This is a genomic window from Exiguobacterium sp. SH5S13, from assembly GCF_004337085.1.
GTDB lineage: Bacteria > Bacillota > Bacilli > Exiguobacteriales > Exiguobacteriaceae > Exiguobacterium > Exiguobacterium aurantiacum_A.
The window spans coordinates 19273-32383 of sequence record NZ_SJUS01000033.1 but is presented as its reverse complement, the minus strand read 5'-3'; the positions used below and the strand labels follow the sequence as shown (position 1 = coordinate 32383).

Below are 13111 nucleotides of genomic sequence, written 5' to 3'. Positions count from 1 at the left end.
TCAGACGGTCGAGCGATTCACGGAGTGGCTGCATCCCGTTCATGTTGTAGCGCCATTGTCGTTTATCTTCCGGCAACCGTTCATAGATGTCCTTGAATTGACGGACGAGCTCGGGACGCAGGACACGATTCGGGAGCGTTGGAATCTTCCGGTTTCGTTTGTGGGCGACCAATTCGTCGCGGATGAAAGCGTTCAGTTTCTCCTGTTCTTTCGTCCGGTCGGCGAGAGAGTGGATGACCTTCGACTTCATCAGCTCGATCGATTTCGGTTTTCGTTTGCCGCGTTCGCGCATGTGGCTCGTCTCGACGATGGCGACATGGACGTGGATGTTGTCGGTGTTGTAGTGCACGGCGCCGGTCCAATAGGCATGGACCATTCTTTCTTTTTGGAACATCGCCTCGACCGCGTTCCGCGTCGCCTGGATCAACCGCTTCTCGTCGACGAGGTCGTCGTGGAGCACACCGGTCTCTCGTAGCCAGGCGTTGTCGAACGAGATGACGTCCTGCCAAAGGATGCTCCCGTTCTCTTGCGCGTGCTTGAAGATATCGCGGACGGCGCGACGCTTTTGGTCGTTCAACCGGTCGTCCTCACGTGTGAACAGACCGCTCGATTTCATCTCGTCTTCCATATAATCATGGTACGTCTCGAACTGTTCTCGGCTGTCTTTCGCGTCGGGACGATTGATGTAGTCGAGGTACGTCGTGTACCGACGCGACTTCTTTTTTGTGCCCGGTACCTTGAACTTTGACTTGATGACGACACCCGGGGTCTCACGCATCTTGCATCACCTCGTTCAACAACCGGGTCACTTCGGCGAGCTCGTCCGCGCTTCGTTTCAGGTGGAGCGTGTTCGCCTCGAGCTGTCGTTCGAGCCGCTCGACCTGCGTCGATTGGATGCCGTTCGCGCACCAGGAGGCGAGCAGTTCTTTCAAATATTGCTGTCGGGAGCGGTTATGTTCTTTTGCCCATTCATCGATCTGCTTCACGATGACGGGGTCGATGTCGCGGAGTAACAGATCCATTTACCTGACCACCTTTCTAGAGGCTACATGTTGCCAACGTTCGAAAAGTTCGTTCAAAGAGCATAAGGGGAAACTGCTATCACTTTCCGTGATAGCCCAGGCAGAGCCTGGGGTTTCCGTGATATCACCAAAAGTCCGAAAATGGCACGAAATGTGCCAGTAAAACCAGCGATTTGGCACGAAATGTGCCACTTAAATCGACAGTTCCCGGAGCCGGACGCGCAACTTGTCGTGTTTTTCTTCGAGCGCTTCGACCGATTGTTCGAGCTTCTCGAGTTCCAGGTTGAGCTCGTCGCGCTTCCGGCCCAGGTCGAAGATTTCATTCTCCTGTTCGACCTGTTCGTCGAGCGAGAGGTAGGGGAGTTCGCCTTCGAGCTCTTCTTTGTCACTATCGAGTCGCTTGATTTGTTGCTGTTGCACCTCGACCGATTGACGAGCATCCTCCAGTTGCTGCTCGGTCTTTGCGAGCTCATCTTCGACGAACAATCTCGTGAAATACGTCTCGTCTGATGAATCGTGACTCGCCTGGTCGATGGTCCGACGGTCGGCATAGAGTGACGTGAGGAGACGGCTCTCTTGTTCCTCGGGTGTAAGTTTAACGAGTGATTGCGACTCATCCAATCCGTAGATCCGGACGGCCAGCTGGTCAAAATCGTTCGGCACGTCCTCCAGTTCGAGCACATATTGGTCGTTCCGTTCATAGAGTAAGGAGACCTCATTTTCGGCATCAGGACGTGCCTTGTAGACGGAACGAAAGACATGATCGTTCGTATTACCTGGTGCCTCATCGAGTGAGAGCCGGATACGCATCGTCCGTTTATCCATGTCATAACTCCAGGCATGGAGCGTCACGACCTCGCCATTCGAGAGTCGGATTGCCTCGTTGACCGGCGTCTCATTGACCGGCGATTCTTCGGCAAAGAAGAACGACGAGGTGCCGAAAAAGAGGAAGCCGATGACAAAGAACATGCCGAGTACGAGGTAGAACCGGGAGACGTTCTGTGTGAGACGTCGTCGCGATTGTCGTCGCATCTAAATCCCTCCTTCCGGTGTCAGGTCTTCCATCGCGGCGACGACCAGACGTCCGTCGACGGACTCGAACGTCAAGGCCAACAGTTCTTGCGTCGTCTCTTCATAACCCGTCTCGGTGATCAGCAGGTCCTGTTCGAACCGGACGAGACACTCTTCTCCGGAGACAGAAGGAAACACCTCGATGTCGCGGACGGTCGTCTCGAACGTGCCGACGTCGCTCCCATCCGCGGCGAAGAGCGTGGCCGCGAGTTCTTCCGACATGACATCTTTCGCCTGTCGTTTCTGGGTCGTGTAACTGTCCTTCGTGACGGTGAAGGCGTACTCGACGAAGCGCGTCGATTGTGTCGTCAGCTCCTCCATTCGTTCCGTCTCCGGCGAAGCGACGACGTGTTCAGTGTCAGACGACACACCTTCGGAGGTTACCGATTCATAGGGAGTGACGCTCTTGTTTTGTGTCTCACTCGTGTTCGAGGTGTTTGCCGCTGGTGCCGCACGTTGATAAAAAAAGATGTTCGCCGCGAGTGAAATAAGAAGCAGCACCCCGAACAGATACGCGAGGTGACGTGCGGTGAAGTTCATCCTTCCTCCTCCTTTCCATACATACATGACTCAAAAACCGAAGACCGGGGCGGGGTCGATATGACCGGACCATTCGCTCGTCTTGATCTCGAAATGCAGATGGTTCCCGCTCGATCGTCCGGTCGTGCCACAGTACCCGAGCGCCTGTTCGGCCTCGATTTTTTGCCCGGTCTGAACGCCGAGACGACTCAGGTGCGCGTACGCCGTGATGTAGTTGTCGTGCCGGACTTGGACGAGATTGCCGTACGGTCCGCGGTTCCCGCTATAGATGACGGTGCCACTCTTGACTGCATGGATTGTGTCAGACGGGGTGCAACTGAAGTCGATTCCGGTGTGGTTGTCCCGTTGTCCGAAGACGACGCGCCAGCCGAAACGCGATGTCACGTTGAGCGGAATGGCAAGTGGGGAACGTAACCCCGACAACAGCTCTTTCGTGATGACCCCGTCGGCGACGGCGACAGGCGCGAGATATTTCAACACCGCGTCGACATACTCGATGTCGCCGTAACAGGCGCCGTGCTGGACCGCAATCGGACGATGACAGCGATAGATGCCGGTGTGTTTCACGCGCTGATACATCATCTGGGAGAACGAGATGGCGAGTTCTTTCGAATAGCGTCCGCCGTTCTCCTGGACATAATCGATAAAGCCGCCGCCGAAGTTGTAGCTCTGTAACGTGAGCTGCACGTCCCGGTTCGCCCGCTCGAAGACGGAGGCGAAATGCTCGACGCCGTAGACGATGCTCTCCTCAGGGGAGGTGATGCAACCGATCCGCCCACACTTCGACTCGCTCGCCTGCATCGGATCGTTCCCGCGTCCGCCACTCTCCTGCATCATGAGCGCGAGCACGAGATTCGTCTGTTCGACCAGTCCGTGCTTCGTCAATTCCGATTCGACGAGACCACGATATTGGAGTACCTGGTCACTCACCTGAAGACCGCCGGCCGTGTCGAACGTGACGTCGGTCGGTTGTTCATTCTGGACACCCGTGAGCGTGTCGAGGATTCCGATGATAAGGATGACCAAGAACAACACGAGTGCCGCGATGCCGAGCAGGATGAGTCGCCACTTGAACGTCGCGAGCTGCCATTTCGCCATGACGGCGAAGCGGGCTGTCCGTTTCGCGGCCGCCCACATCAGGCACCTCCACCGAACAGAGCGAGTTCTTCTGGCGCGACATCGACGTCAAAGATGAGGTTCTGCACGCCGGAGATGCTGAGGACGACTCGACCCGTCTCGAGCGAGGGGATGATGCGCATCTCGGAGTTCGAGAGCTGGCCATCAAACACCGTCTGGATGATCGGGATGCTCTCCGCGTCTTGTTCGCCGATGATCTTGTATTGCGTGAGCTGGAAGAGCGACTTGACGTTCTCCGCGTTCTCAGACTTCGATCCGGCCGGCACGAAGTCGGTGATCAGGTGCGACACGAAGAAGATACCGCCGAAATACTTGCGTGCCTCACGCATGCAGCGTTGCAGATACAGGATGGCCGGCTGGGCGATATCGCGTGTGTTGATCAAGTGGTGCGCCTCGTCGATGACGATGAGATACTTGCACGCCTCCTCGGTCCGGAGCACGCCTTGGTTATAGGCCTTCAGTTGACTCGAGCCGTTGGCGATCATCCCGTCCCACAGCATGTTCATCAAGGAGAACACCTGCGCCTGGAACACCTCGTCGCGCAGGCTCGTCAGGTTTCGGAGCGGGAACGAGACGATGAGCTCCTCGTCGAACCGGTCGATCGAGGAGTGTCCGTCGAAGATGTTGCCGTAGTTATGGACGAGGTTCGTGACGGCGAGCTCGATATTCTCGAGTCGTCGGACCCGGTTCGGACTGATTGCGTCCTTGATCGAGGTGCGTGTGTCGTCCGTATAGAGCTCGCGACGTACGAGATGCAAGAAGTCGGAGAACGTCGGGTACCGGTTCGCCGGGTGCGTCGTGATCGGCAGTTCGCCCTGTTCATCCCAGAGCCCGTGCCGGACGTACAAATCCCGAAGCAGGATCTCGAACTCGTTCGTCTCTTCCTGTGTCGCCGCCGGATTGATGTAGTGATAGAACACGGCCATCTTCGACAAATGCTGCATGAACGAGAGTGCCTCGTTGGCGCTCCCGTCATTGTTCGTCACCGTCTTATAGACATGGAGCGGGTTGATGAGACCGGCCGACCCGTCGAGCGCGATCTCTTTCCCGCCGAGCTGACGCACGAGGTCCGAGAACTCGCCCGTGACGTCGAGAATCCGGATCTTGTTGCCCTTGATCGCCTGGTCGAGCACCGTCTTCTTGAGGAGTGTCGACTTACCGGACCCCATCTTGCCGATCATGAGCGCGTTATAGAACTTGCGCTGTTTGTCCTTGTGGAACAGGTCGAAGATGACGCTGCCGTTCGTGTCGGTCGTCCCGTAATACGTGCCGGTCGCGTCCTGGAGCGACGTGAAATGGAACGGATAGCCGCCGGCAATGGAGAGGGACGGGATCTCTTTCCCGCGGCGCCGGTTCGGGAGTTTTTGTTGCTGATCATAGCTCGTGAACAGGCTCTGCCACTCCCATTCCTGTTCGTTCAGGAAAATCGTCGAACGGAAATTCCGGGCCTCGAGCTCCTCCATCACTTCCTGCACTTTCACCTCAAGCGCGTCGAGCGTTTTTGCCTTCACATAGAGGCGCAGGTGCAGATATTTCATCGTCTCGCCTTGGGTGATCTGTTCGTAGAGCTCGTTCAGCTCCTTATACGTCTCCCGGGCGTCGATGCGGTCGATGTTGTCCTTCGCGTTCTCGAAGCGTGTGTTCTGTTCGGCCATCGACTTGTTGATGGTCTGGATGATCTCACGCTTGTCGGCCGTCCCGATGTCGAGCGTCGTCAAAACGCCCGGCATGTTCAGGATGGGTTCGAGCCAGTAGTCATAGACGAGCGACTGATATTTATAGACATGGAGACAGGACAGGTAACCGTCACCGAGCCGGACGAAGTTGGCCTCAAACCGAATGCCGCCCTGCGGTTGGATCTTGGCGATGACGTCGGGATTGTAGCCTTTCTCGATCTTGACGGTCTCCGGGTCCTGTTGTTTGGATAACTTGTCACGCAGGCGCTGCCACATATGCGTCACTCCTTTCTTCAGGCGTCGAGTTGCGGTTTCGTGTTCGGGTTGTTCAATTGATAGAGCACATGCACCTTCTGATCGAGCGTCAGCTCGTGCATCGGGTTCGAACGGCGAAGCAGTTTAGAGAGATGCGTCTTTCGTTCGCGTAACGTCCGCTCGTCATCGGCATAAAAAAAGAGGAGATAATCGCGATTGGTGCGATGCTCCTCGAGGTATTCGAGCTCCTGCTTCTTTTTGAGTAAGAAGGGCAGGTAGGCCGGTGTCTGATTTTGTCGAATCTGTCGTTCGATGCTGATCTTCTGCCGTTCGAGACTGAGCGGTGTGTTCAGTGGCACGATCTTGAGCGGGTGCGTGTACGCCTGCAGGAGATAGGCGAGCGAGAACACGTCATGGTCTTTTTCCTCCTCGTTCAAGGAGTAGATGTCCTTCGAAGTGAGCTGGACCATGTCGAGATAGGTCCCGTCTCGCATCTCGAACGCCTCAGTCCCGGTGATGTCGACGACCGGCATCAGTTCGGCGACCGTCGGTTTGACGACGACCTTGTCTTTGACCTTCCGTTTCTCGACCACGTCCTGTTCGTCGAGCCAGGTGCCTGTGCGTCTGGGTTCTTGTAGCGACTCCTCGATAAAAGCCATCTCAATCACGTCCTTTCGTGTGCGCGTCGAGTGCGAGATAGGTGTCTTTCCGTTTGATGAGCGCGTAGTAGAGGGCGTGGACCATCCGTTTCTGTGGGTTCGTCGCTGGTCGCAGTACCATGAACAGGCCGAAGACGACGAGAAATACCGTGAACGGGATGTGCAGCACCGACGGGATGAATGGGAGCGTCACGAGCCGGAGCACGATGAGCCCGACGAGGAACAGAAAGTCGTGCAGATAGAGCATCTTGTTGATCTTCAGTTCGGTCGTGACCTCGTTCGGGATCCGGTATTTGCGCATGGGTCATCACTCCTTCTTCTTAGTGTTATCAGGTCGCGGTGGCGAGGTCGGATAGATCCGTCGCGTTTCTTCATGATGCTGGCTATGACGGTGCGTCTGGTTCTCGCGCACCTGTTCGATGACCTCGTTCTCGACGTCGAGCACGGTGTCCTGATGGATGGTCCGTCGGGCGCGTCCTTGATTTTTCTCTGTTGCCGAATCACTCGAATCCGTCGCAGATGACGAAGACGGGGATGAGCCGCTTGAATGTGGCGCCTCATGAGGTTTCGGTGACGTCGCGTCGTTTCTGGCTATCGATTCATCGTGACGATTGTCTGATCCGGATGTGGTATCGATGGATCCAGTGACCGGTTCGAGAGTCGATGAAGCAGGGCTTGAAGAAGGACCAGAGCTTGAATGATCGTGAAGTGATTCCGGTCTTTGCCTCTCCGGTGACGTTGTTTGATGATCGGGTCTACTTTCTGTATTCGATTCAGGATTCGTCGCATGAATCGATTCGGGAGATGTGCGGCCCGATGCTTCGTTCACGTGTGGAGAACCTTGCGCCTCCAACTCGGATTCTTGACCGTTGTTTGGTTGCGCAACGTCCTTTTGATTTGTCGATTTTTCTTGGTCAGGTTGAGTGTGACTTGCGGTTTGATTCGTCTGAGCAACACCATCTGGATCGGTTTGGCTCTCGGCATCCGCTCTCTGTGAAGCTTGGCCCGCTGCACTAAGCGGTGAACCGTTATGCGTCATGGCATTTAGGTCCATCCGAGCCGTCGCGGCCTCATGGAGCGATGGCATCTTCGGTGCGCCTTGTGTGGCACGCGCGACCTTCGAGACCGCGTGGGCACCGGCCGAGGTCACGCCTTTCCCGGCGGCATAGGCGCCGAGCGCGACACCCCAGCCCCGCTTGAGTCCGGCATCGATCCCGAACAGTCGCTCGACCATGTTCGGCCCGTCGATCAAAGCGACCGAGAAGGCGATGAGGGCGATCAGATAGGCGAACCCGTCCAACGTCTCCGCGAGATAGGCGGTCCCGATCGTGTACAACTTGATGGAGACAAAGATCAGGATGATCACGAGGAACGTGTTCAAAATGCTTTGGATGACCTTCTTCGTTTTTTGACCACTGTGAAGGTCGGCCGGTGCGACGAGGATTGCCAAGACATAGTTGAAGGCGAGCTCGAACGAGAGACGCGCCAGTTTGTAGGCGATCGAGAACAGCGTGAAGCCCATGATCCCGAGCGTGACGAAGATGGTCAACCAGTTCGGCTGATAGCGGTAGTAATACTGGTTGTTCCACTCGACGCCACCTTGGTCGAGTTTACCGAGACTTGTCTCTTTTCCGTTCCATAGAATATAGGACTCGGCCAATTTGTTTCCGGTTGCCGATAAGTCATAGTTGTTCTTGTCGAAAATCTCATTGATTCGGATATTATCAATCAACTCAGTTGGAATGGCATTTAATGATTCGCCTGTAGCAGCATCAAAATTTTTCGAATCGTGCTCAATCAAATCATGTACATTCCGCTTTAAGATACTCTCAGATAATGATGCTTCTCCGTCGTAAAGCGAATCTGCTCCGATTTCTGCGATTGCTTCATCAGAGAACTCCTGAATTCGGCTCATAGTTGGTGAAAGTAAACCTAAGATCAATAGTGTGATGAACAGGTTGATCAAAAAACTCTCACGTTCAAATTTCTTTTGGAAAATCAACAAGTACCCAGTGAACAAGAAGCTTCCTGCTAAAAGAACATACAAAAAAGGTTGAATCGTAAGAACGAATTCAACCACTTGGTCATTATTGAAGAATGTATTGGTTAATAGGATTTGATCCGTGATTGATTCAAGGCCGTCAATCAAGACTGATAGTCCTCTGACAAGAATCCATCCCATTGAGCGTAGTGCGTCATTTACCATACTACTTATTTGGAGTACGTCTTCGTATTCCTGTAATTTGGTGATTAAATCGGAATCAGCCATTGAAAGACCCCCAATCTACTGAGTCCTAGCAAAGAAGTCCGCTAACTGTTGTTCGTAATTGTCCGCTGTTAACATTCCAACATTGATTTCATCTGTGACGTTTCCATCTTGAATGGAGTATAGAACGGCACCTTTTAGTTCGTCAGTGTATTCAAAGTTACCACGATCGACTAGTGTCTCGCTATCTGGCTGAAACGTATTATAGAGCGCGACTTGTTGGCTCTCTTCGTTCGCTACCTCTTTTACGAATTCAACGAACTCTTCGAATTCACCATCTTCTTCTTTTACAATCAGCAAATAATCATCCTTTTCGGCTGTCATGACCTTCTCAACGTGTTCAATATCACGTTGAACCAAAGACTCATTGGAATTTGAGCAAGCTCCAAGTAAAAACAAGCTGATTCCTAAAGTACCCGCAAGTAGTTTCCTCATAACGTTTACCCCTCCGTCAGACGATTTTCCCCTTTAGTAGATCCGCGATTTTCAGGTTGACGCGGAAGTCGAACTTATCTATTAGTGTAACAGTTTTTGGGGTGTCTGAGGTGTCGTCCTGATAGACGGTCAGAAAGCCGTCAGTCGTCTGAATGTTGAGAACATCGCCCCGTTCGAGGCGGACGCGTTGCGTCTCGATGATCCTCGCGACGACACGCAGTTCGTTCTGGATTCGCTTCTCTCTCGCACTCTCGGCCATGGGTTCGGCCTCCTCTCTACGGTGTGCCTTGCTTCAGTTTCTCGAGTCGCTTCGCGATCATCGTGCTCAAAAAGCTCTTCTGGCTGTCAGTGACGTCGTAAACTCCTAAGTTCAGGTTCGTCTCGAACTCAGGGAGGGAAATTCCTCCGATGTCATGCCCCTCGAACATCGAGCGCAGGATGCTGTCCTGTAGCACGTCCCGTACCGTCAACGGTTTTTCTTCCTGATTCGATGGCGTGTTCGCTTCCGTCTCGTCTTCTTTTTTCGTGAAACGGATACGGATCTGTTCGAAGTCGAGACCGGCGTGACGACAGGGGATGTCGATGTCATGCAGGGAGCGGTCCGTGTCAAAGTCGTCCGCCAGGTATTCGTAGCGATACTTCATCGCGGTCTTGCCGCTCAGGAAGATCGGATACGACTGGATGCGTCGTTTCTTCGTGTCCTGGCGCTTGATAACACGGATGATGAGCATCTCGCCTTCCTTTAGCCCCATGACCTCGGTCGCTGTCATGAGCCGGCGGCCGTCCACGTTCTCCGTCTTCGATTTTTTGAGCGAGAACGTCTGTCCGGACCGCGATTTCGTGACGATGGTCGCCTCACCGAGCTTCTTCGAGATCAGTTCGGCGGTCGATTCGTCCGCGGTCAGTAGATAGTGCGTGTTCCCGCAGTTGCCATCGATCGTCTTCCAGTCTTCACCATACAAGTTCTCGAGTTGGGAATAGGCTTGGATCACGAGATTGAAGCGCATGTTCCGACCGAGACAGACCGTGATGATATTGGCCATGCCCTCGATCGGCGGCATGTTGCCGAACTCATCGAGAAGGAAGACGACCTGACGCTCGCATTTACCTTGTTTCGTCTGCGAGGCGACACGGGCGAGCGCCGTGTATACCTGCTTGATATAGAGGGAGGCGATGACGTTGAATGTCGGGTCATAGTCCGGGACGATGAGGAACACCGCCACAGGACGGAGCAGGTGCATCACCTCACGGATCAGTATCGTCCCGTCGATGGAGTAGCGGAAGCGACCGCTCTCCTCGTTATGCGCTTCCAGCTGGATTGTCGCAGTGCTTGAGTCGGTCGAGATTTGAACTGCGTCTCCAATTTGGAGTGGCGACGTATGGTACACGATGAAGCTGCCATCGTCGTCCGTCGTGAGCGCATGATTCGTTCCGTCGGGAAATTTGAACGTGAGTCGTGTCAGTGGCTCCGCGCGTCCACTGATCCAACGGTTGAATCCGATGCGTCGCATGTCGAGCGAGTTCATCGACGTCAGCTTCCCGGTCCCGTTCAACGTGAAGATACCGAGCTTCGCGTTCGTATTGGCCAGGATACTCGCCCGTGTCTGACCACCAGAGAAGTGGAGCGTCGCGAACTGGAGCCGGGCCGGGTGGTTCTCCGGGAAGCGCTGAAAGAACTCGTCGAGTGCCGAGATCTCCTGCCCTTGTCGCGTCACGACCGTCCGGGAGCCGAGGTCCGAGAGCATGAGGGCGACGTTGTACATGTTGATTTTCTCAGGTGTGTCCTTTGCTTCCTCACAGAGCCCGAGGATGAGCGCCGTGCACAGGTCGATCGACGAGTTGGCCCAGAACGGATCCCGTGCCTTCGGGTCATGGTACAACATGAAGGCGACCGAGCGCGCATACTGTTGGGCGAGCGAGTAGTTCTCTTCTAAAAACGCGTCAATCGTCAGCTGCAACAGGTTGTATGACATCGATTGGAGCGGGTTCATCAGATTCAGCACCTCGACCTGATAGCCGCGTTGCTCGAGCGTCTCCTTCGAGGCGGCGAAGAGCTCGCCTTTCGGATCGTTGATGATCAGGCTCGCCTGGTTACTTGCTCGGCTGTACAGGTCGATCGTCGAGAAGACGAATGTCTCGCCTTTACCGGATCGGGTCGTCCCGATGACGAGGTTGTTGACGGGCGAATTATCGATGAACAGCTCGTTCTTGACCCGTCCGACGGGGACACCACCTGATCCTTCATACCGTTTCTTCCGGTCCGGGACGCGGTGGTACTGTTGCTTCAGTTCATCGAACGACGTGAAGCGGGCGCTCCCTTTCTGATCTTTCCGCAGATCCCGGAAGTTCAGCCATACCTTGCCGAACACGACCAGTCCGATGAACAGACTGAACGCCATCAGTCCGATCAAGACGGTCGAAGAGGGAAGACTCACCTCCAAGAACAAGGAGGGTGAGAGCGTCGGAATCGTCGCTCCGGCCAAAAGCCCGTCTGTTACTATCGGGGTCATGATTTGTCGAATGATGTTGTAGACACCGTTCAAGAGATAAAAAAACCCGGCCGGCACTACCAACAGGCAGAACAAGGCGAGGAAAATCAGACGTATCGGGAATCGTGGTGACAGAGACCGAGTTCTCAATTATTTCACCTACCTTAATCTGAATAAAGAATCGTTTGCAACTCAACTTCTTCAGCAACGATAGCGGCTTGAATCTTCTCACGGGCCGAGGTGTCTTTACCAGAGGTTTTTTTCAGTTTCTCGTTCAGTCCGTCGATCGTGGCCGTAATATCTTGGTACGCGTCGATCTTTTCTTGTACGTTAGGGTCGTTCGTCTTGGACGCCCATTCATTCGAGGACTCAATATCTCCTAGATAGAGATAGGCATTCACTTTCGCCGAGACGCGGGGCGCGGTCCACTCCACGTCTTTCGTCTTGGCCACAATCTCATGGTTCCGCTCCAGTACTGCGATATCGAACGCGCCCTCATCGGTAGGATGTGACACTTGGAAGTCCTGGAGCCGTTCCAATTTCTCTTTATCGGATAGATTGAGTCCGGCCAGCTTCGTCTCGATCAGGATGGGGTCATCTGTGAGCTCGAGCGCTTTCTGGTCTGCGCCCTCTTCGAGATAAAGGTCGACCAATAGAGCGTTCTCTTCCTCGGACCGGTCTTTTCGCTCCAACAGTTGGATGAGTGAGGATTCCTCGCCTTGGAGCGCCTGTTCGTAAGCATCCAGCCACGTCTGTTCGACACCGGTCATCTGTTCGGCGTGTGCCTCCTTGTCAATGAACCATTGGGTAGCAGTGAACAACGATGTGAAGAGAATTCCAGCCGCGGCCGCCCCGTAGATGAGGCGGCGCTGCAGTCGGGTCAGCCGTGACTGATAGGTCGACGAGACGGTTGTGATTGGTTTAACAGACTGGCGCTTATAGTTATCCGATGTCTCGGCCTCAATCTCGTCGAGGAGCCATAGTTTCTTCGCGTTATCCTCCTTCTTTGTCCGGATCCGTTGTACCCGGTCCTTGACCTGATGGTACAGATTCGGATAGGTTCCTTCGGTTCCGAACGTGAACGTCCCCCGATAGAGCAGTTCGTCTTTCTGGTCGAAGAGCCGGAAGTCACCGGAACAGCTCGTCCCTTCCTCGCTCCGTGCCTGATGCAGATCATGGGTCGCGACGACCGCCTCGGCGAAGGGGAGCCGCTCATAGTTCTGGATCCGTGTGTCCGGTACGTCGGTGAATCGTACAAACAGCATCTCGTTCCTCCTCTCGTTTCAAGCAACAAAAAAAGCCTTCCGATTGGAACGCTGCGTGCGTGTGCATTAGAATTTGATGTTCTGGTCGACCATCTCGGCGAGCGTGAACGCGCCCATGACGATGATCAGGCCAACGGCGCCCCCGACGAGCCAGCCGACGGCTTTCGAGCGGCCGCGATCCCCACCGAAGATGAAGTAGAAGCCTCCGATGGCGAAAGCGATGGCGGCGGCGATGACAGCGAGTCCCTGGAAGAACTGAAGCAAACTGAGCCCTGTCTCATTGAGTCCCATGTCGT

At 54.6% G+C, this 13111-nt stretch carries 14 protein-coding genes; all 14 read right to left on the bottom strand.

What is annotated here, in order from left to right:
* On the bottom strand, positions 1–778 hold a 778-nt coding region (mobP2, locus tag EVJ30_RS14015), incomplete at its 3' end, for a MobP2 family relaxase (RefSeq protein WP_236636101.1).
* Complete coding sequence (locus tag EVJ30_RS14010; RefSeq protein ID WP_029596487.1) at positions 771–1022, bottom strand: hypothetical protein; 252 nt, start codon at positions 1020–1022, stop codon at positions 771–773. The genes mobP2 and EVJ30_RS14010, both read right to left, overlap by 8 nt.
* Before the next feature lie 192 nt (positions 1023–1214).
* On the bottom strand, positions 1215–2054 hold the full coding sequence (locus EVJ30_RS14005) for a hypothetical protein (protein WP_131458654.1): 840 nt from the start codon (positions 2052–2054) through the stop codon (positions 1215–1217).
* On the bottom strand, positions 2055–2633 hold the full coding sequence (locus EVJ30_RS14000; protein WP_131458655.1) for a hypothetical protein: 579 nt from the start codon (positions 2631–2633) through the stop codon (positions 2055–2057).
* A gap of 30 nt (positions 2634–2663) precedes the next feature.
* A complete protein-coding gene (locus EVJ30_RS13995; RefSeq protein ID WP_131458656.1) occupies positions 2664–3770 on the bottom strand; it encodes a lysozyme family protein in 1107 nt (368 codons plus the stop codon).
* On the bottom strand, positions 3770–5722 hold the full coding sequence (locus tag EVJ30_RS13990) for a VirB4 family type IV secretion system protein (RefSeq protein ID WP_201739083.1): 1953 nt from the start codon (positions 5720–5722) through the stop codon (positions 3770–3772). Before EVJ30_RS13990 ends, EVJ30_RS13995 begins: the two co-directional genes overlap by 1 nt.
* Positions 5723–5739: 17 nt before the next feature.
* The gene (locus tag EVJ30_RS13985; protein ID WP_131458657.1) at positions 5740–6360 is read right to left on the bottom strand and encodes a hypothetical protein; all 621 of its coding nucleotides are present in this window, start codon (positions 6358–6360) and stop codon (positions 5740–5742) included.
* 1 nt (position 6361) lies between these two features.
* Positions 6362–6661: a DUF5592 family protein gene (locus tag EVJ30_RS13980; protein ID WP_029336108.1), complete on the bottom strand. Its 300-nt coding sequence runs from the start codon at positions 6659–6661 to the stop codon at positions 6362–6364.
* A 6-nt stretch (positions 6662–6667) separates the two neighbouring features.
* Positions 6668–8629 (bottom strand): pLS20_p028 family conjugation system transmembrane protein, encoded by a 1962-nt coding sequence (locus tag EVJ30_RS13975; RefSeq protein WP_370251059.1) that lies wholly within the window; start codon positions 8627–8629, stop codon positions 6668–6670.
* A 15-nt stretch (positions 8630–8644) separates the two neighbouring features.
* Positions 8645–9061 (bottom strand): hypothetical protein, encoded by a 417-nt coding sequence (locus EVJ30_RS13970; protein WP_131458659.1) that lies wholly within the window; start codon positions 9059–9061, stop codon positions 8645–8647.
* A gap of 16 nt (positions 9062–9077) precedes the next feature.
* A complete protein-coding gene (locus EVJ30_RS13965; protein WP_024127790.1) occupies positions 9078–9320 on the bottom strand; it encodes a hypothetical protein in 243 nt (80 codons plus the stop codon).
* A gap of 16 nt (positions 9321–9336) precedes the next feature.
* Positions 9337–11571: a VirD4-like conjugal transfer protein, CD1115 family gene (locus EVJ30_RS13960; RefSeq protein WP_161568855.1), complete on the bottom strand. Its 2235-nt coding sequence runs from the start codon at positions 11569–11571 to the stop codon at positions 9337–9339.
* A gap of 143 nt (positions 11572–11714) precedes the next feature.
* Positions 11715–12815 carry a hypothetical protein gene (locus EVJ30_RS13955; RefSeq protein WP_131458661.1) on the bottom strand — a complete coding sequence of 367 codons (1101 nt, stop codon included), beginning with the start codon at positions 12813–12815 and terminating at the stop codon, positions 11715–11717.
* Positions 12816–12881: 66 nt separating this feature from the next.
* Entirely contained in the window at positions 12882–13106 is a 225-nt protein-coding gene (locus EVJ30_RS13950) for a hypothetical protein (protein ID WP_012390467.1), read from the bottom strand.
* Positions 13107–13111: the final 5 nt, after the last annotated feature.